General features: G+C 63.1%; 19 protein-coding genes. 10 read left to right on the forward strand and 9 right to left on the reverse strand.

The window, feature by feature from the left end; all coding sequences use genetic code 11:
• The first annotated feature begins 155 nt into the window (after positions 1 to 155).
• Complete coding sequence (locus tag NKH19_RS00265; RefSeq protein WP_352869958.1) at positions 156 to 1004, forward strand: AraC family transcriptional regulator; 849 nt, start codon at positions 156 to 158, stop codon at positions 1002 to 1004.
• A gap of 97 nt (positions 1005 to 1101) precedes the next feature.
• Here the strand turns inward: NKH19_RS00265 and NKH19_RS00270 are convergent, their stop codons facing one another.
• Positions 1102 to 1551, reverse strand: coding sequence for a baeRF12 domain-containing protein (locus tag NKH19_RS00270; RefSeq protein WP_352869956.1), 450 nt, complete (start codon positions 1549 to 1551; stop codon positions 1102 to 1104).
• Positions 1552 to 1967: 416 nt separating this feature from the next.
• On the opposite strand from NKH19_RS00270, the gene cysG reads away from it, so the two are divergent.
• The 6 genes from cysG to NKH19_RS00300 all read left to right on the forward strand — a co-directional run bounded on the left by cysG (position 1968) and on the right by NKH19_RS00300 (position 7759).
• On the forward strand, positions 1968 to 3419 hold the full coding sequence (gene cysG / locus NKH19_RS00275; RefSeq protein WP_352869954.1) for a siroheme synthase CysG: 1452 nt from the start codon (positions 1968 to 1970) through the stop codon (positions 3417 to 3419).
• Complete coding sequence (locus NKH19_RS00280) at positions 3416 to 3721, forward strand: DUF2849 domain-containing protein (protein WP_352869952.1); 306 nt, start codon at positions 3416 to 3418, stop codon at positions 3719 to 3721. The genes cysG and NKH19_RS00280 overlap by 4 nt, the downstream gene beginning before the upstream one ends.
• A gap of 42 nt (positions 3722 to 3763) precedes the next feature.
• The gene (locus NKH19_RS00285) at positions 3764 to 5434 is read left to right on the forward strand and encodes a nitrite/sulfite reductase (RefSeq protein WP_352869950.1); all 1671 of its coding nucleotides are present in this window, start codon (positions 3764 to 3766) and stop codon (positions 5432 to 5434) included.
• A complete protein-coding gene (locus NKH19_RS00290) occupies positions 5409 to 6173 on the forward strand; it encodes a phosphoadenylyl-sulfate reductase (RefSeq protein ID WP_352869948.1) in 765 nt (254 codons plus the stop codon). Before NKH19_RS00285 ends, NKH19_RS00290 begins: the two co-directional genes overlap by 26 nt.
• A 170-nt stretch (positions 6174 to 6343) precedes the next feature.
• Positions 6344 to 6877 (forward strand): DUF934 domain-containing protein, encoded by a 534-nt coding sequence (locus NKH19_RS00295; RefSeq protein WP_352869947.1) that lies wholly within the window; start codon positions 6344 to 6346, stop codon positions 6875 to 6877.
• Positions 6878 to 7138: 261 nt separating this feature from the next.
• Complete coding sequence (locus NKH19_RS00300) at positions 7139 to 7759, forward strand: DJ-1/PfpI family protein (protein WP_352869945.1); 621 nt, start codon at positions 7139 to 7141, stop codon at positions 7757 to 7759.
• A 233-nt stretch (positions 7760 to 7992) separates the two neighbouring features.
• On the opposite strand, the gene NKH19_RS00305 is transcribed toward NKH19_RS00300, so the two are convergent.
• Positions 7993 to 9015: a fatty acid desaturase gene (locus NKH19_RS00305; protein ID WP_352869944.1), complete on the reverse strand. Its 1023-nt coding sequence runs from the start codon at positions 9013 to 9015 to the stop codon at positions 7993 to 7995.
• Between the two features lie 185 nt (positions 9016 to 9200).
• Positions 9201 to 9401 (reverse strand): hypothetical protein, encoded by a 201-nt coding sequence (locus NKH19_RS00310; protein WP_352869942.1) that lies wholly within the window; start codon positions 9399 to 9401, stop codon positions 9201 to 9203.
• A gap of 237 nt (positions 9402 to 9638) precedes the next feature.
• Between NKH19_RS00310 and grpE the strand changes: the two genes are divergently transcribed.
• Together grpE and NKH19_RS00320 are read left to right on the forward strand one after the other, a co-directional pair.
• Positions 9639 to 10274: a nucleotide exchange factor GrpE gene (gene grpE, locus NKH19_RS00315; protein ID WP_352869940.1), complete on the forward strand. Its 636-nt coding sequence runs from the start codon at positions 9639 to 9641 to the stop codon at positions 10272 to 10274.
• A 121-nt stretch (positions 10275 to 10395) separates the two neighbouring features.
• Positions 10396 to 11028 carry a trimeric intracellular cation channel family protein gene (locus tag NKH19_RS00320; RefSeq protein WP_352869938.1) on the forward strand — a complete coding sequence of 211 codons (633 nt, stop codon included), beginning with the start codon at positions 10396 to 10398 and terminating at the stop codon, positions 11026 to 11028.
• Positions 11029 to 11120: 92 nt separating this feature from the next.
• On the opposite strand, the gene olsB is transcribed toward NKH19_RS00320, so the two are convergent.
• The 6 genes from olsB to NKH19_RS00350 all read right to left on the reverse strand — a co-directional run bounded on the left by olsB (position 11121) and on the right by NKH19_RS00350 (position 18116).
• Positions 11121 to 11996 (reverse strand): l-ornithine N(alpha)-acyltransferase, encoded by an 876-nt coding sequence (gene olsB, locus NKH19_RS00325; protein ID WP_352870044.1) that lies wholly within the window; start codon positions 11994 to 11996, stop codon positions 11121 to 11123.
• Between the two features lie 182 nt (positions 11997 to 12178).
• The gene (locus NKH19_RS00330; RefSeq protein WP_352981548.1) at positions 12179 to 14458 is read right to left on the reverse strand and encodes a response regulator; all 2280 of its coding nucleotides are present in this window, start codon (positions 14456 to 14458) and stop codon (positions 12179 to 12181) included.
• Positions 14459 to 14600: 142 nt separating this feature from the next.
• Positions 14601 to 15590, reverse strand: coding sequence for an acrylyl-CoA reductase (NADPH) (acuI, locus tag NKH19_RS00335; protein WP_352869934.1), 990 nt, complete (start codon positions 15588 to 15590; stop codon positions 14601 to 14603).
• A gap of 65 nt (positions 15591 to 15655) precedes the next feature.
• A complete protein-coding gene (gene lspA, locus NKH19_RS00340) occupies positions 15656 to 16153 on the reverse strand; it encodes a signal peptidase II (RefSeq protein WP_352869932.1) in 498 nt (165 codons plus the stop codon).
• A gap of 13 nt (positions 16154 to 16166) precedes the next feature.
• Positions 16167 to 17024 carry a TrmH family RNA methyltransferase gene (locus NKH19_RS00345; protein ID WP_352869930.1) on the reverse strand — a complete coding sequence of 286 codons (858 nt, stop codon included), beginning with the start codon at positions 17022 to 17024 and terminating at the stop codon, positions 16167 to 16169.
• On the reverse strand, positions 17025 to 18116 hold the full coding sequence (locus tag NKH19_RS00350; RefSeq protein WP_352869928.1) for an RsmD family RNA methyltransferase: 1092 nt from the start codon (positions 18114 to 18116) through the stop codon (positions 17025 to 17027).
• Positions 18117 to 18252: 136 nt separating this feature from the next.
• Between NKH19_RS00350 and NKH19_RS00355 the strand changes: the two genes are divergently transcribed.
• Positions 18253 to 18942: a helix-turn-helix transcriptional regulator gene (locus tag NKH19_RS00355; RefSeq protein ID WP_352869926.1), complete on the forward strand. Its 690-nt coding sequence runs from the start codon at positions 18253 to 18255 to the stop codon at positions 18940 to 18942.
• The last annotated feature ends 54 nt before the right edge of the window (positions 18943 to 18996 follow it).

Here is an 18996-nt window from a genome sequence, read left to right on the forward strand (position 1 = left end):
CGCCTCGATCTTCTGGTTCGCAGGCGCCGCTGATCGAAGAACCTTTCACCAAGCTCCCCGCACTCCAGACGTGCTCACTCACAAGCGGGACCTATCGATTTTCCTCTTTGAATAATTTAGATATCCAGGCAGTTGATCGCTAAAAGCAGTCAATCATGAGACAGCCCCTTCGCTATCCCTGGCTCAATTTCGATGTGGATGAGGTTTCCGCGCCGGCCATTGCCGTGCGCGTTGACGTCACCGAGACCAGAGCGGAGGTACCCGCCCATCGGCACCGCAAGGGCCAACTCGTCTTCGCGCTCGGAGGCGGTGTCACATGCCACGTCCCCAGCGGCTTATGGATGGTGCCGCCTCATTGCGGGGTGTGGATTCCCGGCAACATGGAACACAGCAATATGGCGACGGCCAACGCTCGAATTTTCTTCGTGTACATCGAGCCTGGAGCCGCCGATCTGCCGGACCAGTGCTGCACGCTTTCGATCTCGCCGCTGCTGCGCGAACTGATCATCGAGCTGTCCGATGGTGCGCAGGACGATCAGGCGCGGGATGAGCTTTTGACCAGGACCCTGCTTACCGAGCTGCCGCGCATGCCTGTACAGCAGTTGCATCTGCCGATCTCATCCGAGCCGCGCTTGAGGCGGATCGCCGAAGCGTTGGCGCAAGATCCTGCCGACCGCAGCACCTTGTCAGAATGGGCCAACCGCGTTGCGCTGAGCGAGAGCAGTCTCGCGCGTCTCGTGGTCAAGGAGACGGGGCTGAGCTTCGGGCGCTGGCGCCAGCAATTGCACTTGATCGTAGCAATACGAGAGCTGGCCTCCGGCGCCAGCGTGCAGCAAGTCTCGGGCGATCTTGGTTATGAATCCGTCACGGCCTTCATCACCATGTTCAAGAAGGCACTCGGGAAGCCCCCGGCAAAATACCTCAGCAGTGTTCACCGATCTGGGCAAGGCTTGCCGAGATCATCAGCGCGGTGGCCAGGGGATAGCCGAAGGCAACGACGATGACGAATGCCGCCAACGACTTGCCAATGACGGCCGCCGGCCCCGATTTGAATTTCTCGATGGTATTCCGCCTCGGTCCGTCGCGATTTGCTCACAACGATCAGGCTGCCCGCAGCAGGGCCTCGATCTCGAATAGGGCGTGGTTGGTCAGTGTCTTGGGAATTTCGGCGGTCACTTTCTCCTCGACTTCCTTGTGAAGCTTCTTGCGCATTGTCCCAAGCACCATCGGTGGGGCGATAAGCACGATCTCTTTGAACTCGCCGCTATGCGCGAGCTTGTAGAGCCGGTCAGCAATCTCATCGGCGAAACGCTCCTTGCCGATGCGGTGCCAGTCCGTATCCTCGACCGCGCTGCGGTGCACCGAGGGACCATCATTGTATCGGCCCGGGCTGTCGCTGCCTTGCTCGCGGGTGGGCGGGTTGTCCTGTTCGATTTCCTGCACGACCTCGAGATTCGGATATTTGTTGTCGCCGGCATTCCTCAGGAAAAGCGCTTTCTCGCCGTCGGCCACTAAAACCCAGATGCCATGCTTCAGGTTGATTGTGCTCATGATGACAAGGCTCCTTTTTGGGCCGCTCCGGCGTCTTGTGACATGCCGCGGCCGGGTTTCGGTCTGACGCGACGGACTTTTTAGGGAACGCGTCTCGAACCGGTAATGTTCCCGCCAGCATCCCATAAGCTTGGACATTCGGGCATCCGGGCTGGGCGCTTTAATCTACTAAATTGGTAGAATTTAGAAAAAACTGTTTTGCGACATTTCCCGCCGCGCGCTAAAAGAGCTGTAAATCAAGGCCTGCGACAGGAGCTTGAATCCGCCTCACCCGCCGATGAGGAATATTTTTCTCTTGGCTGGAATGCTTTCAGAAAAGCGATTGCATCCCGACAGGGGATGCGCGAGTGCGTTCCTTCTGATCTCTCGCGCTCGCGCGTAGAACTGCAAGCCTGTTCAGGATTCTGCTCGCGCCCATGTCGAACAATGCTCCCAAACTCAACGCCTTCCCCGTCTTCATGCGAGTGGAGGGGCAAGCCGTGGCCATCGTCGGCGGCGGCGAAGAGGCGCTGGCCAAGGCGCGGCTGATCGGACAGTCGAGCGCGGTCTTGCGCATCATCGCCGAACATGCCGAGCCCGACCTCTTGGCCTTCATCGCTCAGACCGGCACCAACCATTTTGCCGCCGCTTACGACGCGTCGCAGCTCGACGGCGCGGTCATGGTGTTTGCCGCCAGCGGCGACGAGGCACTCGATCGGCGCGTGGCCGCGGACGCGCGCCGGCTGGGCATTCCGGTCAATGCCGTCGATCGGCCTGAGCTCTGCGATTTCTTCACCCCGGCGCTGGTCAACCGCGCGCCGGTCGCCATCGCCATCGGTACCGAGGGCGCCGGGCCGGTGCTTGCCCAGATGCTGCGCGGCCGCATCGACCGCATGCTGTCGCCGTCGCTCGGGCCGCTGGCAACGCTTGCCGCTTCGTTTCGCGGGACTGCCGAGAAGCTGCTGCCGAGAGGCAATGCCCGGCGCCGCTTCTGGAATGATTTCTTCACGGGTGCTCCTGCCCGCGCGGCTGAAGCCGGCCAGCTTTCGCAGGCGCATGACGCCACCGTCGATCTTCTGCGTTCGAACACGCCGGCTCGCGGCCACATCGCGCTGGTCGGCGCCGGTCCGGGCGCCGAGGATCTTCTGACCCTCCGCGCCCATCGTCTGCTGATGGAGGCCGATGTCATCGTCCATGACGCGCTGGTGCCGGAGGCGGTCGTTGCCATGGGTCGCCGCGATGCCGAACGCCTGCCGGTCGGAAAACGCAAGGGCTGCCACACCAAGAGCCAGGCGCAGATCAATGCGCTGCTGGTCGAACTTGGCCGTGAAGGCAAGCGTGTCGTGCGGCTGAAGTCGGGCGATCCGCTGGTGTTCGGCCGGGCTGGCGAAGAGATGGCGGCGCTGCGTGATGCCGGCATCGCCTACGAGGTGGTTCCGGGCGTCACTGCGGCCTTCGCCGCTGCCGCCGATTTCGAACTGCCGCTGACGTTGCGCGGGGTTTCTTCGTCGATGGTGTTCACCACCGGCCACGACCTCAAGGGCAATTCGCTGCCCGACTGGGCCAAGCTCGCTATTTCGGGCGCCACCGTCGCCGTCTATATGGGCCGCTCGGTGGCGGCCGAGATTGCCGGCCGGCTGATCGAGGCCGGGCTATCGCCGGATACGGCGGTGGCCGTCGTCGAGAATGCCAGCCTTGCCAACCGCCGCCGCTTCCACGGCACGCTTGCCGACCTGCCGTCGCTGGAAGAGCGCGCCGATCTTTCCGGTCCGGTCATGACCATCATCGGCGATGCGGTTGCCGGCGCCAACTTTGAACGGTCCGAGCCGCTCGCGGCACTCAGGCATGAAGGTGCGTCCAGTTCGGTCGCCGAAGGAGTTCAGTCATGAAGATTCTGACCGCCAACCGCCTGACCGACGGCATTGCCGTCTGGTACGCCGATGGCGGCTGGGCCGAGACGGTGGACCATGCCGATCTCGCACATGACAAGGCGGCCGAGGATCGCCTCGAGGCGATCGGTGCCAAGGCCTATGCCGTCAACGAAGTGGTCGACGTCAATTTGATCGATGCCGATGTCGTCAACGGCGTCGTTGAGCCGGTGCGGTTGCGCGAGAAGATCCGCGCTGCCGGCCCGACCATCCGCAACGATCTCGGCAAGCAGGCTGCCAAGCAGGCGATTTGGGCAGCTTAACAAGACACCAGGCATGGGCGGACGCGCCCTGAAAGACGAAGCATGTACCGTTACGATGAGTTCGACCACGATTTTGTCCAGGCCCGTGTCGCCGAGTTCAGCGACCAGGTCCAGCGTCGCCTTGCCGGCGAGATCACCGAGGACCAGTTCCGGCCGCTCAGGCTGATGAACGGCGTCTATCTTCAGCTGCACGCCTACATGCTGCGCATCGCAGTGCCCTATGGCACGCTGAACGGCAAGCAGTTGCGCATGCTGGGTCACATCGCCCGCAAATACGACAAGGGCTACGGCCATTTCACCACGCGCCAGAACATTCAGTTCAACTGGCCGGCGCTGTCGGATATTCCGGCGATCCTGGCCGATCTGGCAAGCGTAGAGATGCATGCGATCCAGACCAGCGGCAATTGCATCCGCAACGTCACCGCCGATCATTTCGCCGGTGCCGCCGCCGATGAGGTCGCCGATCCGCGACCCTATGCAGAAATCCTGCGCCAGTGGTCGTCGGTGCATCCGGAATTCTCCTTCCTGCCGCGCAAATTCAAGATCGCGGTGACGGGTGCCGAGCGCGACCGCGCTGCTATCCAGACCCACGATATCGGCCTGCACCTGAAGAAGAACGCCGCCGGCGAACTCGGCTTTGCCGTCTATATCGGCGGCGGTCAGGGCCGCACGCCGATGGTGGCCCGCAAGATCCGCGACTTCCTGCCGGAAGCCGACCTTCTGTCCTACTGCACGGCGATCCTGCGCGTTTACAACCTCTATGGCCGCCGCGACAACAAGTACAAGGCCCGCATCAAGATCCTCGTCCACGAGACCGGCGTCGAGGAAATCACCCGCCAGGTCGAGGCCGAATGGCAGGAGTTGAAGGATGCCGAGCTGAAGCTGCCGGAAGCCGATATCCGCGCCATCGAGGCCTATTTCGCACCGCCGGAGCTTGCCGAGCGGCCAGAAGGCGACCAGGCGGTCAAGCTGGCGCGCCTGGATTCCAAGGGGTTCTCGGAGTGGCTCGACCAGAATGTCGTGACGCATCGCCACCCGGACTACGCGGCGGTGACGATCTCGCTCAAGGGCATTGGCGAGGTGCCCGGCGACGCTTCGGACAGCCAGATGGAAGCGGTCGCCGACATCGCCGAGACATATGCTTTCGACGAGCTTCGTGTCAGCCATGAGCAGAACCTGATCCTGCCGCATGTGGCGCGCGCCGATCTCAAGGCGGTCTATGACGCGCTGGTCGGCATCGGCCTGGCGACGGCCAATTCCAACCTGATATCGGACATCATCGCTTGCCCTGGCCTCGACTATTGCGCGCTGGCCACGGCGCGCTCGATCCCGATCGCGCAGGAAATCTCGCGCCGCTTCGCCTCGCTGGAGCGTCAGCGCGAGATCGGCGAACTGAAGCTGAAGATCTCCGGCTGCATCAATGCCTGCGGCCATCACCATGTCGGCCACATCGGCATCCTCGGCGTCGAGAAGAAGGGCTCCGAACTCTATCAGGTGACGCTGGGCGGCTCGGCCGACGAGAACACTTCTGTCGGCGAGATCATCGGCCGCGGCTTCTCGTCGGAAGAGATCACCGATGCCATAGAGCAGATCGTCGAGACCTATCTCGGCCTTCGGCTCGACCCACAAGAGAAATTCATCGACGCCTACCGCCGAGTCGGTCCCGCGCCGTTCAAGGAGGCGCTCTATGCTGGCGAAGCCAAGGCCGCTTGATCGTATTGCCGACGTCGATGACGGCATCGCCGCCAAGGCGGCGGGGCTCGATGCGCTTTACGGTCATCTGAACCCGCTCGAGATCATCGAACGCTCGGCCCGCGAACTGTTCCTCGACGAGATATCCGCAGTGTCGTCGTTCGGCGCGGATTCGGCCGTGCTGCTGCATATGATCTCCAAGATCGACCGAACGCTGCCGGTCATCTTCCTCGACACCGGCAAGCATTTCGAGGAGACGCTCGGCTATCGCGACGCGCTTGCCGCCGATTTCGGGCTGACCAATATAAGGGTGATCAAGCCCGAGGAGGCGGCGCTCGAACGGATCGATCCGACGGGCAATCTGCATCAGAGCAATACCGACGCCTGCTGCGACGTGCGCAAGGTCGAGCCGCTGGCGCGTGGCGTTGCACCTTTCCGCGCCTGGTTCACCGGCCGCAAGCGCTTCCAGGCCTCGACACGGGCAGCACTTCCAGTGTTCGAAGCGGTGGGCCCGCGCATCCGTATCAACCCGCTGGCGCACTGGACGACATCGGATCAGGCGGACTATATGCGCGCGCATGCGCTGCGCGAAAATCCGCTGGTCGCCTATGGCTATCTGTCGATCGGCTGCTTCCCGTGCACGCAGCCGGTGCAGCCGGGCGAGGACGCGCGCAGCGGCCGCTGGGCCGGCCACGCCAAGACCGAGTGCGGCATTCACCTGTCGGGACTGGAGAAGTCGCTGACCGACGCATCACTTTAGGGTATGTTGATATTCAGGTAAGGCCGGCCTGCAAACGGCGGTTTCCTGCGCTTTCGGTGGTCACGTATTTCAAGGACGCTCCGATCCGGTTCTCGGAAGCCACCATTTTCGGCGCGGCCTGATTGAATCTCAACGCACCCTCGGCTTCTTTGAGTTTTTAGGAATTTTTAATGACCGAACCGACGACACCGGAGATCCGGCTCTGGACCCCTGAGGGTTTTCGCGAGGATGAGTGGGCCCATGCCGAAAGCGCCGAGGCGCTTTCCGGAAACGGCCGCTTCATCCTGCCGTTGCAGGCGTTCCTCGATCTCGATCCGGAGGTGCGCCGCTCGGCGAAGGAACGCCTCGGCGTCGTGCTGCAGCCGGGCGATCAACTCGAGAAGATCGCCGACCTGCTCGACCAGCTCTCGCTGGTGGCGCTGGCCTTCCCGGCCTTCAGCGATGGCCGCTCCTTCTCCAAGGGTGAGTTGCTGCGCAGCCGCTACGATTTCGAAGGTACGGTGCGCGCCACCGGGCAGGTTCTGGTCGACCAGTTGCCGCATATGCTGCGGCTTGGCTTCGACGAGTTCGAGATTTCTAACCCCGTGCTGTTGAAGCGGCTGGAGGAGGGACGTACCGGCGGGTTGGGGCTCTATTCCCAGCCGGCCGCCGTATCGGAGCCCAAGGGGCCGAAATATTCCTGGCGGCGCGTTCGCGACAGCTGACGCGGCGGTAATTTCCGACATCTTTACATCGGCTCTGATCGGGCCTTCTCCGGGACTATCCGTACGGATAGAAATTCTGGTCGAACCAATAGTGCCGTTTTCGCTTCCTGCGAACGGTACTGCGGCGATGCTGATCACGATCCACATCGACTGGTCTTACCAATTGTGCGATTTACGCTTTCCCTTTTGCCATCCTGCTCTTAGGATAGGTCCATTATTTCGTGACCCGAAATAAATATAGCCACAAGGGAGGAACCGGGAATGGCTGGCAAGAAGATACTGATGCTCGTTGGCGAGTTCAGCGAGGAATATGAGATTTTCGTCTTTGAGCAGGCCATGCATGCGGTTGGACACACGGTCCATGTCGTCTGTCCAGACAAGAAGGCGGGCGATATATTGAAAACATCGCTACACGACTTCGAAGGTCACCAGACCTATACCGAGAAGCCCGGCCACGATTATATCCTCAACAAGACGTTCTCCGAGGTGGACCCAGCCGGATACGATGCCGTCTATGCGGCGGGCGGGCGTGGCCCGGAATACATCCGCATCGACAAGCGCGTGCAGGCCCTGGTGCGGCATTTCCACGAGGCCGGGAAGCCGATCTTCACCATCTGCCATGGCGTGCAGATCCTGATCGCTGTCGACGGGGTGGTGCGGGGCCGGGAAGTCGCCGCGCTGCATTATTGCGAGCCTGAGGTGACGCTCGCTGGCGGTATCTATATCGATGTCGCGCCGACCGGCGCCCATGTCGACGGCAATCTCGTTTCGGCCAAGGGCTGGCCGGGCCTGTCCAATTTCATCCGCGAATGCTTGAAGGTGCTGGGCACGGAGATCCGCCATGGCGAGATCCTGATGCGCGACGAGCGCCAGGCGGCCTGATCCGGGATTTTTTAAGGCCGCCGAGCCTGTAGCGCGACGGCCTTTCTATTTTCCTGTTTTGACGCAATTCTCTAAAGCGCGTCGCGTTTGAACGGATTCAGGCGACGCGCTTTAGGTCTTTGTTTTTATGCATGTCGTTCTCCCAAAATCGAGGTCACTTTTTGGCGACATGCATTAGGGAAAGCGCTGCGCGCTTTCCTGGGAAAACCGTTTCACACTTTTCCTGGAATTGCTTAGGCGGCCGCCCACGCCTCGCGGAAAGACACCAGTTTCCGGCGATTCTCGTCCCACAGCGCCAGTTTGACGCATCGCAGGCTTTCGAGCAGCGTGACGCGACCGATGGTGCGCAGTTCCGGATAGTCCCGCAGAACTTCCTGCAGCCGGTAGCACGGAACCCTGGCCGAGAGGTGGTGGACGTGATGGACGCCGATATTGCCGGTGAGCCAGTTCAGTACCGGCGGCAGGTCGTAGTAGGAGGAGCCATGCAGGGCGGCGTGCTGGAATTCCCAGTCGGCGTCCTTCGCCCATTCCGTTTCCTCGAACTGATGCTGGACGTAGAACAGCCAGATGCCCGCCGAACCGGCGAGGATGACGATCGGCAGATGGACCACCAGGAACGCGCCAGGGCCGACGAACCAGATGAGGATGGCTGCCGCAATCGCGATGCCAAGATTGGTGGTCATCGACGACACCCAGGGCGTCAGGCCGCCCCGCATCATGCCGACGGGCAGCCTTTGCTCGAAGATAAACAGCCAGATCGGCCCGAGCCCGAACATCACCAGCGGGTGGCGATAGAGACGATAGGCAAGGCGGCCTCGCCATGACATCCGCCGGTATTCGGCAACGGTCAGCGTCCTGATGTCGCCCATGCCGCGTTCGTCAAGATTGCCGGCGCTGGCATGATGCGTCGCGTGAGCGCGCCGCCAGCAGTCGTAGGGTGTCAGCGTCAGGATGCCGAGCCCGCGGCCGATCCAGTCGTCCGCATAGCGATTGGCAAAGAAGGAGCCGTGACCGCAATCGTGCTGGATCATGAAGATGCGCACCAGAAACCCGGCCGCGGGAAGGATCAGGATCAGTCCCCACCAATGGCCATAGGCATAGGACGCCGAGGACAGTCCCCAGAGCACGGCAAACGGAATGAGTGTGATGGCGAGTTCGACGGCGCTGCGCCGCCTGTCAGGCTTCTTGTAGCGCGCCAGAATTTTCAGCCAGGCGCGCTTGCTGTTGGCGACCGCCTCAGGGGAAATCATGTTCATCACGAAGCATAGGCGGGGTGTCCCGCCACCGCAAGCAAAGATCACGCAAAATTACTGCGCGTAATTGTCGCGTGGCCTGTGGGTCGAGCCAACCGCACTTCACCCGTTTGATGGTTTTCCCCCGGAGCGGCGGGCTTTCAAGATCATTCGGGAACCCGAGGGTTGCCGCCAAGATTGGTCGTTCTCTACCGCCGGCGCCAGCCGACGTCACTCTTCTCCGCTCCGTCGAGGCGGTCGAGCAGTTTTCTGAATCGGTCAGGAATGTCGGCTTCCGTGCGGAAGGCGGGTAAGGTGCGCATAAAGCGGGTGACCGCCTCCGCGCCGAGCTGGCGTCTGACCTCGGTGGCCAGCCGTTCTGCCTTTTCGGTCCTTTTGCGGGTCATCATCTCAAAATCCTGTGTCGGCTTCGAAACTTCTCCAGCAAGGGAATGGTTCCCGCATCACGCCTTTGTGGCAAGCAAAGCCGCCGGTTAGGGTAAAATTTGAATTAAAATCGAAATGCCTGCCGTCGTTGTCCGGCGTTGGTCGACAGCCTTCACAATCGCTTACCCCTTGATTTTTGGCCGCCAAACCTCGATATCGGGCTCAAAATCCACATCATTCGAGATTGACGGGAAACGGCGATGAGCGACCAGGCAAAAGACGAACGCGCGCCCGATGAAGTCGAGGCGACCGAGGCCAATGCCGAGCGCACGGAAGGCAGCGTCAACGGCGACTATGAAGCCCTTGTGCGGCTGCTGAAGGAAAATGAAGAATTGAAGGACCGCGCGCTGCGCGTGGCGGCCGAAATGGAGAACCTGCGTCGCCGCACGGCGCGCGACATGCACGACGCGCGTACCTACGCGGTCGCGAATTTCGCTCGCGACATGCTGTCGGTGTCGGACAATCTGCGCCGTGCGCTGGATGCGATTCCGGCCGAGGCCAAGGCGTCGGGTGACGCCGGCTTCAAGGCGTTGATCGAAGGCGTCGACTTGACCGAGCGCGCCATGCTGTCGGCGCTGGAACGGCACGGGGTCAAGAAGCTCGCGCCTGAAGGCGAGAAGTTCGATCCCAATTTCCATCAGGCGATGTTCGAAGTGCCCAATCCAGATGTTCCGGCCAACACGGTGGTCCAGGTCGTGCAGCCGGGCTATTCGATCGGCGATCGGGTGCTGCGACCGGCCATGGTCGGCGTCGCCAAGGGCGGCCCGAAGCTAGCCGCCGCTGAAGCGCCGGTCGAGCCGGGGCCGGTGAACGAACAGGCCGAGAAGGATGCGTGAGGTAGGGAATAGGGAATAGGCAGTAGGCAGTAGGCAATAGGGAAACTGGGGCAGTCGTATCAATCGAGCGGCTTCGTGCTATTCATACTGCCTAATTCCTAATTCCTACTGCCTCACGCCCATGAACCTCATCGCGCTTCTCGACTATGCCGGTGTCGCCGTCTTCGCCGCGACCGGGGCGCTTGCGGCTTCGCGCAAGCAACTCGACATTATCGGTTTCCTGTTCCTGGCCAGCGTCACCGGAATAGGCGGCGGCACGCTTCGCGACGTCATCCTCAACCTGCCAGTTTTCTGGGTCGCCAACTCCAGCTATGTGCTGATCTGCGCCGTGGTTGCGGTGCTGGTCTTCTTCAGCGCGCATCGTGTCGAATCGCGCTGGAAATGGCTGCTCTGGCTTGACGCCATCGGGCTCGCCGCCTTTTCGGTGATGGGCGCCGCCAAGGGACTGGCGATTACCGGTTCGCCTGTCGTCTCCGTCATCACCGGCGTGCTCACCGCCACTTTCGGCGGCATTCTGCGCGATCTCCTGGCCGGCGAGCCATCGGTTCTGCTCAGGCCCGAAATCTACGTCACGGCAGCCCTTGCGGGTGCCGGCCTCTATACACTTGGCGATCTTGCCGGACTGCCGCCGCTCGCCTCGGACCTCGCCGGTTTTGCGGCGGCGTTCCTTGTGCGTGGCGGCGCACTCAAATTCGGCTGGTCGTTTCCGTCCTACAAAAGCCGACCCGGCCGGCGGCCGGAAGATATTCCGTGAGAGAAGTGAATGGTGAATGGTGAATAGTGAATGGCAATTAGAACGGGGTGTAACTCCCACCATTCACCATTCACCATTCACCATTCACCACTTTACGCAGCGAAGCGTTGAGCTTCCCCGCCATAATAATTGACGTAGCGGGCGCCGATTTCCTTGACCGGCATGACGACGAAGACGTCGACCGTCGAGAATTCGCGGTCGATGACGCAGCCATCGCCGATGCGCGCGCCAACGCGCAGATAACCCTTGACCAAGGGCGGCATCGCCGCGATCGCCGCCTTGGTGTTGACCGCCTCGATCGGCATCAGGTCCATCGAGCAGTAACGCCCGGACACCGCGCGCACATCCCAGGCCGAATTCGTCCGGCAGTGGTGGGCGAGGTAGGTGAGTGCCTCGGCATGCGCCGCCGGCACCGTGCCGTGGAAGGAAGCGCAACCGGTCATCACACCGATTTCGTAGTGGTTGATGTAAGCCCAGATGCCTTGCCACAGCGCCTCGATGGTGCGCTTCGAGCGGTATTCCGGCAAAACGCAGGAGCGGCCCAGTTCGAGAAAGCGCTGGCCGGGGTGACGGGCGATGAGCTTGGTCAGCTCGAATTCACCTTCGGAATAGAACCCTCCGGCCGTGGCCGCGATTTCTTGCCGCAGCAACCGATAGGTGCCGACGATGCGGCGATGTTCGGGGCCGGAAAGCGTCGTGTCCAAAACCAGCAGATGGTCGCAGAGCGGGTCGAAGCGGTCGGCATCACGGCGGTCGTGGGCCTGGAACAGATCCTTCCTGGCGCCAAGTTCGTCGTAGAACACCCGGTAGCGCACTTCCTGCGCGGCCGCGATCTCGGCCTCGTTGCGAGCGAGCCGCACTTCAAGATTGCCTATACGGCCCAGTGCCGCGCCCTTTATGACGGAATCGACTTTACATCCGGCAAGCAAGGCGCTGCTGGCGTTCGGCCGAGTGTCACATTCCGGCATAACTGTATGCACGAGTGATTCTCCTTCGAGCCATCCCTCTTGGCACGGGGATACGGTGTAGGTGCAACAGGATTGTGACAGTACCGTGATACGACGTCGTGGGCAATACTTCGTCGGCTGGCGAATAGGATCAACCGGCTCCTTTACGTGAGCGCGCGGCCTGAAATGGGCGGGTGGAAAACTCAGGCCGCGACGACCTGTCCCTCGACGGCATTGACCAGCGCCTCGGGGTCGAGCGGCTTGGTGACAAAGCCGCTGGCGCCATGAGCCAACACCGCATGGCGGGTCTTTTCCTGGCTGTCGGCCGACAGCACCATGATCGGCACCGGCGGCACGGCGGTTTCTTCCTCATGGCGGCGGATGGCGGCAATCGCGTCCAGTCCGTCCATGACCGGCATGTGCAAATCCATCAAAATCACGTCGAAGCGGTGGTTGTGCCCGGCGCCGGTGACAGCCTCGACGGCGGCCTTGCCGTTGCCGACCACCTTGACGCGATGCCCGGCCTTCAGCAGCGTGGCGCGGGCCAGCATGGCATTGATGTCATTGTCCTCGGCGATCAGCACCGACAGGCCGCGCTGGCGGTTGCCGACGGCGCGAAGCGCCGGCGCGCCACGCTTTTCCGGCTGCGGCTGGACGAGGCTGGGAGCATGGCTGCTCAACAGCACACGCAGAAGCGTTCCGCCACGTACCGGCCTGGCCAGGAAGGTTGCGTAGCCGCCGGCGCGGAACTCGCCAAGCATGCCGCGATCGGTCGGCGCGATCAGCGTGATGGCCTCGCAGTCGGAAAAACCGCTCTGGCGCAGGCGCTTGAGCAACCTGCCGTCGCTTTCTTCCATGGCCGCATCGATCAGAAGCGCATCACAGCCAGCGGCGAAGGGCGCGGCCTGCGCGGCGGTGGTGGCGATGTCGACCGTGCCGCCATTGGCGCGGATGGTGCGGGCGATGGCGTCGGCCTCGACGGCGTTTTTCGACAGGATCACCGCGCGTCTGCCAGAGAGTGCGTTCTGCCGGCCCTGCGGCGCTTCTGTGGCCGCTATCGCCGGGATCTCGAAGACGAACTCGGATCCCTGGCCGAGCCGGCTGGATACCGAGATCGTGCCGCCCATGGCGGCCACCAGGCGTTTGGAGATGGCAAGGCCGAGGCCGGCCCCGCCATGCGTACGCGTCGACGTGCCGTCGGCTTGCTCGAACTCCTCGAAAATACGGTCCAGGTCCTCATCATGCAGGCCCGAACCGGTATCGGCGATGGTGAAGCATATGCGGTCGGTGGTTTCGGTGCGCGCTCGCGCAATGCTCACCAGCACGCCGCCGCTGTCGGTGAACTTGATGGCGTTGCCGATAAGGTTGAGCAGCACCTGCCTGACCTTGCCCGGATCGGCGGTGATCAATTGCGGCACGTCGGGTTCGACATGGCAGCCCAGCCCGATATCCTTGGCGAAGGCGCGCGCGGCCAGCAATTCGACGATGTTGTCGGCGATCTCGCGCACCGACATCGGCTGCGGCTCCGGGTCGAAGCGCCCGGCTTCGATCTTGGAGTAGTCGAGCAGATCCTCGATCAGGGCAAGCAATGCGCTGGCCGAGGTTGAGACGGCGCCGACATAGGTCTGCTGTTCCGGCGACAGGCTGGTGTCGGCCAGTAGCCTGGCCATGCCCATGATGCCGTTCATCGGCGTGCGAATTTCATGGCTGACGGTGGCGAGGAAACGCGATTTGGCCTGGCTGGCGTACTCGGCTCGTTCGCGTGCGGTGATCAGCGAGGATTCGGCGCGTTTGCGGGCGGTGATGTCGCGGGCGATGGCGCGATGCGAAACGGCGCCGCTGTCCTTGTCACGCACCGACAGTTCGATCCACGAGAACCAACGCGGGCCGCTAGGCGTATTGATGGCGACATCGGTGGAACTCAGGCATTCATGGTCGGAAAAGGCGGCATCGGGAACGATGCCGACCTCGATGCCAAGTTCCGCCAGGGTCTTGCCGGCAAGGTCGCGCTGATCGGTTTCGACGAGATCGGCGAAAACCTTGTTGGCATAGACGATGTAGCCGTCGCGGTTGCGGTGAATGACGAGGTCGCCGAGCGCATCGATCAGGCCGCGAAAGCGCTCATCGCTCTCCTGCATTTCCCACATGCGATCGGCTAGCGTCTCGATCTCGGCGCGGCTGCGGGCAGTGGTTTCGTCAAGAAGGGCCGCGGTGCGGTGCTCGCTCCGCATGGCGCGCAGATGCATGGCAAGGCCGGCAAGGCCGGTTGCCAGCAATGCGATGCTGATGAAGACCGGTGCCCCGGTCAGGTGCGCCAGGCCTGCCAGCACGATGATGGCGACGAAGGCCAGGAACGGAAGCCCTTCGCGCCTGGCGGGCTCGGGCTCGGGCACCAATGGCGGCGCGGCGACAAAGCGCCGCGCCGACGTGGCGTGCACGTCGTGGCCAGTGTCCGCCCTTTGGCTTCCCGATTCCGCGATCATGCGAAATCCTTGCCAGACAGAGATTATGGAAAATTGCGGCGGATCGTTCGAATTTTAGCGGATGGGCGCTTTTGCCGTGGCCGCAACGGATTTGCCATCGTGCGCGGCAATTCCGCCCGCCTTCTCCGGCAGTCGAGCGGGTTCACATGTCCACGACGACGCGGCCGCGTATCTTGCCGTCGACGATGTCGCGCGCGGCATCGATGATGCCGTCGAATCCGATGGTCCTGGACAGGCTGGCGAGCTTCTTCAGATCGAGGTCGGTGCCGATACGCCGCCATGCTTCGAGGCGGACCGCCTTCGGCGCCATCACCGAATCGATGCCGAGCAGCGACACACCACGCAGGATGAAGGGAGCGACGCTGGCCGGCAGGTCCATGCCGCCGGCCAGGCCGCAGGCGGCGACCGCGCCGCCATAGGATGTCATCGACAGCACATTGGCCAGCGTGTGGCTGCCGACGGCGTCGACGCCACCGGCCCAGCGCTCCTTGGCCAGCGGCTTGGCCGGCTGGGCAAGCTCGTCGCGCGATATCACTTCGGCGGCGCCAAGGTTGATCAAATAGGGGCTTTCGGCGTTGCGACCGGTGGAAGCAATGACATGGTAGCCGAGGCTGGACAGGATCGAGACCGCGACCGAGCCGACGCCGCCGGCCGCCCCCGTCACCACCACCGGGCCGCGATCGGGCAGGATGCCGTGCCGCTCCAGCGCCATGACGCAGAGCATGGCGGTGTAGCCGGCGGTGCCGACGGCCATCGCGTCATGCGGGCTGATGCCTTGCGGCAGAGGCACCAGCCAGTCGCCCTTGACACGGGCGCGGCCGGCATAGGCACCGAAATGGGTTTCGCCGACGCCCCAGCCGTTCAGGATGACCTTGTCTCCGGCGCGCCAGTCGGAATGGGAGGACGAGATGACGGTGCCGGCGAAATCGATGCCCGGCACCAGCGGCCAGCGGCGGATCACCGGCGCCTTGCCTGTGATCGCCAGGCCATCCTTGTAGTTCACCGTCGTTGCCTCGACCGCGATGGTGACATCGCCTTCCATCAGGTCGGCTTCGGTGAGATCGGTCACGGCTACCGCCTGCTTTTTCTCGGCGTCGCGCGAAACGAGGATGGCTTTGAAGGTTTCTGGCATCTCTTTCTCCTCTTTCTCCGCGATCTGTTTGGCGACATGAACTGTGCGGCGCCGGCCGCACGGGGTCAATCTTTGGAAGGCTTGGCGTTTGAAGACCTGGGCTCGCGCCGCCAGCCGAACAGTTCGTCCAAGACGACCAATGCCGCGCCCACAGAGATGAAGGCGTCGGCAAGATTGAAGACGGCGAAGGACCAGACCGGCGTGTGGAAGAGGATGTAGTCGATGACATGGCCGTAGACGGCGCGGTCGATCAGATTGCCGAGCGCGCCGCCGACGATCAGCGCAAAGCCGGCGCGGGCAAGGATCTGGGACGGCGCTATCCGCGTCGCCAGGAACAGCACGAACGCAACGACCGCAAGCGAAATGACGATCAGCCCGGTGTCGCCGAAGGACGAGAACATCGAGAAGGCGATGCCGGTGTTGTAGGTGCGAAACAGCGCCAGGAAGGGCACCAGATCAAGCTTCTCCTGAAAGGCGAGACCGGTCTCGACCAAGTGTTTTATCCACTGGTCGAGCGCTATGGCCGCGACGACGAGCAACGCGTAGGGAGACCATGATCTCACGGGTGGGCAACCTTCATTGCTGGTCCACGATTGGTTCGAGCTTCAGCACGCCGCGCCGGATCTCGAACAGCATGATGCCGGTCGCAACGGCCAGGTTGAGCGAATCGGCGCGGCCCGCTTGCGGAATCCTGAGCAGCCTGTCGCAACTCGCGGCCAGGCTTTCGGGCAGCCCCTGCTGCTCGTTGCCCATCATCAGCAGCACGGGCCCGCGGGAAAAATCGACCGAGCGGTAGTCGACGGCGCCTTTCAGGTGGGTGCCGGCGACGAGGCCTGAGAAGCCACCTCGCCAAGCGAGGAAAGCTTCGGTGGTTGCCTTGGCCACCGGCACGGCAAAGATCGAACCCATGGTGGCGCGCACCGTCTCCACGGAAAAAGGATCTGTGGTGTCGCCGACCAGGATGACGCCCTTGGCTCCGACGGCATCGACGGTACGGATGACGGTGCCGAGATTGCCGGGATCGCGCACCCGGTCGAGCGCCACCCAGACATCGCCATCGTCGGCGCGGACATCCTTCAGGGCCAGGAATTTTTGCGAAAAGACGCCGACCACCATTTGCGGATTGTCGCGGCGGGTGATGGCGACGAGCACCTTTTCCGACACTTCGAGCACCATGCCGCCGGCGGCAACCGTGCGTGCGGCGACCTTCTCCACCGCCGCGTTGCCACGCCCGGCCTTGGCGAAAACCAATGTCCTGATCTGCCAGCCGAGATCGAGCGCATCGATGACCAGCTTCAGTCCCTCGGCCATGAAGGCGTTCTGCTGGTCGCGGAATTTCTTCTGGGCGAGCGCCTTGATGTCCTTGACCAGCGGATTGGCGAGGCTGGTGACTTCCTTCACCTGCCCAGGTGCGCCTGCGTGCCGCTCGTTCATTCAGGCCACCCAACGCGAAAACAGCGAGGTCGAAAGCGCCCGGCTGGCGGACTTTTCGCGGATGATCAGCTCACCCGATTCGACCTTGCCGCCCATGCCGGCAAAGGTGTCGCGCATCAAGGCATGGATGGCGAAGAAGGAGGCGCGGATCGAATAGGCGGTCAGCACCACGGCGAGCGGTTTCGGCGTCAGGATGGCGCGGCAAAGGTCGGTCAGATCAGGCAGGTCCTCGAACAATTGCCAGACTTCGCCCTTGGGGCCACGGCCATAGGCCGGCGGGTCGAACAGGATGATGTCGTAGCGGCTGCCGCGGCGCTCCTCGCGCTCGGCGAACTTCACCGCATCGTCGACGATCCAGCGGATCGGCTTGCTGCCAAGGCCGGCCATCTCCTGGTTCTCGCGGGCCCAGCCGATCGCCTTCTTCGAGGCATCGACATGGGTGACCTCGGCGCCGGCGCGGGCCGCGACCAGCGAGGCGAGGCCGGTATAGCCAAACAGGTTCAGCACCTTGACCGGTCGCTTCGCCGCGGCGATCAGAACGGCCATGTGATCCCAGTGGGAGGCCTGCTCGGGAAAGACGCCGACATGGCGAAACGAGGTGAAACGGCCGAGATAGTCGATGCCGTCATGCTTCATCGGCCAGGTCTCGCCGAGCGGCACCTTAGGGAAACGCCAGCGGCCGATGCCTTCCTCGTCGGTGTCACCGGTAAAGACGGCGTCGGCGCGCTCCCAGTCTTTTGCCGGCAAGGCCTTTTGCCAGATTGCCTGGCCTTCGGGCCGCACGATCCGGTAGGGGCCGTATTGTTCGAGTTTCTGGCCGGCGCCGCTGTCGAGCAGCGCATAATCGGCATTCGGCGCCACTTCGAGGATCACGGGAAGATGCTCGATGGGCAGGTCGCCGTCGCGGCGGGCAAGGACGCGTGGCGCGGATTTCGGCTCGGAACGGCTGTCCGGCTTCGCCTCCTGCCGCTCGCGCGGCTGCGCTTCCGGTCTGGCAGGAACCTGGCCGGTACGCGGACGTGACACGTCCGCCGCACCCTTCGTGGACGGATGCGGACGGTTGTCGCGGCGTTTGTCGCGAAAAGACTTCAAGCGGGGGCAACTCCGAGCGGCGTGGCCGCTTTTGACATAGGGCAACCGGCTTCGCAACCAAGTCCGACTCGCCGGCCTTGCCGGTTTATGTCGGCCGGCGATGGACCAATGTCAAAGAAACGGGCAAATCTGCTGGATGTCCCGCTCCGAACGCCTGCTCGACCTGATCCAGACGCTGCGTCGGCACCGCCGGCCGGTGAGCGGGCAGGCTCTGGCCGATGAGCTCGGGATTTCGATCCGCACGCTCTACCGCGACATCGCGACGCTGCAGGGCCAGGGCGCGCCGATCGAGGGTGAGGCGGGGTTGGGCTATGTGCTCAAGCCCGGCTTCATGCTGCCGCCGCTGATGTTCAGCGACGAGGAGATCGAGGCCATCGTGCTTGGCTCGCGCTGGGTCGCCAAGCAGCCGGACCAGCGTCTCTCGGCCGCCGCCGCCAACGCGCTGGCCAAGATCGCCGCCGTGCTGCCGGACGATCTGCGCGAGGATCTCGACGCGAGCACGCTGCTGGTCGGGCCGCCCGCCGCGGCCATCGAGGGCATCGATCTCGGTTTGGTGCGGCAGGCCATCCGCAACGAGCGCAAGCTCGGCTTTCTCTACCGTGACGCGGGCGGCGCCGCGTCCGAGCGCGTGGTCTGGCCGTTCGCGCTCGGCTTCTTCGACAAGGTGCGGGTGGTGGTGGCGTGGTGCGAGATGCGCCAGGATTTCCGGCATTTTCGCGCCGATCGCATCGCCGAGCTCAAGGCCACCGATGCGCGCTATCCGCGCCGACGCCAGGCGCTGCTGAAGGAATGGCGGGCGACGTTCGACAAGCCGCGCGGTTCGTGACGGCTACTGCCAGAATCTGACAGTAGCCTATCCTATGTTCGCCAGGTCGAAACG

This window comes from Mesorhizobium sp. M1338 (assembly GCF_040318045.1).
Taxonomy (GTDB): Bacteria; Pseudomonadota; Alphaproteobacteria; order Rhizobiales; family Rhizobiaceae; genus Mesorhizobium.

Excerpts from the sequence above, each read along its gene's own strand:
- NKH19_RS00265 (WP_352869958.1), top strand. The coding sequence starts at position 156 with ATGAGACAGCCCCTTCGCTATCCCTGGCTCAATTTCGATGTGGATGAG.
- NKH19_RS00270 (WP_352869956.1), bottom strand. The coding sequence starts at position 1,551 with ATGAGCACAATCAACCTGAAGCATGGCATCTGGGTTTTAGTGGCCGAC.
- cysG (WP_352869954.1), top strand. The coding sequence starts at position 1,968 with ATGTCGAACAATGCTCCCAAACTCAACGCCTTCCCCGTCTTCATGCGA.
- NKH19_RS00280 (WP_352869952.1), top strand. The coding sequence starts at position 3,416 with ATGAAGATTCTGACCGCCAACCGCCTGACCGACGGCATTGCCGTCTGG.
- NKH19_RS00285 (WP_352869950.1), top strand. The coding sequence starts at position 3,764 with ATGTACCGTTACGATGAGTTCGACCACGATTTTGTCCAGGCCCGTGTC.
- NKH19_RS00290 (WP_352869948.1), top strand. The coding sequence starts at position 5,409 with ATGCTGGCGAAGCCAAGGCCGCTTGATCGTATTGCCGACGTCGATGAC.
- NKH19_RS00295 (WP_352869947.1), top strand. The coding sequence starts at position 6,344 with ATGACCGAACCGACGACACCGGAGATCCGGCTCTGGACCCCTGAGGGT.
- NKH19_RS00300 (WP_352869945.1), top strand. The coding sequence starts at position 7,139 with ATGGCTGGCAAGAAGATACTGATGCTCGTTGGCGAGTTCAGCGAGGAA.
- NKH19_RS00305 (WP_352869944.1), bottom strand. The coding sequence starts at position 9,015 with ATGAACATGATTTCCCCTGAGGCGGTCGCCAACAGCAAGCGCGCCTGG.
- NKH19_RS00310 (WP_352869942.1), bottom strand. The coding sequence starts at position 9,401 with ATGATGACCCGCAAAAGGACCGAAAAGGCAGAACGGCTGGCCACCGAG.
- grpE (WP_352869940.1), top strand. The coding sequence starts at position 9,639 with ATGAGCGACCAGGCAAAAGACGAACGCGCGCCCGATGAAGTCGAGGCG.
- NKH19_RS00320 (WP_352869938.1), top strand. The coding sequence starts at position 10,396 with ATGAACCTCATCGCGCTTCTCGACTATGCCGGTGTCGCCGTCTTCGCC.
- olsB (WP_352870044.1), bottom strand. The coding sequence starts at position 11,996 with ATGCCGGAATGTGACACTCGGCCGAACGCCAGCAGCGCCTTGCTTGCC.
- NKH19_RS00330 (WP_352981548.1), bottom strand. The coding sequence starts at position 14,458 with ATGATCGCGGAATCGGGAAGCCAAAGGGCGGACACTGGCCACGACGTG.
- acuI (WP_352869934.1), bottom strand. The coding sequence starts at position 15,590 with ATGCCAGAAACCTTCAAAGCCATCCTCGTTTCGCGCGACGCCGAGAAA.
- NKH19_RS00345 (WP_352869930.1), bottom strand. The coding sequence starts at position 17,024 with ATGAACGAGCGGCACGCAGGCGCACCTGGGCAGGTGAAGGAAGTCACC.
- NKH19_RS00355 (WP_352869926.1), top strand. The coding sequence starts at position 18,253 with ATGTCCCGCTCCGAACGCCTGCTCGACCTGATCCAGACGCTGCGTCGG.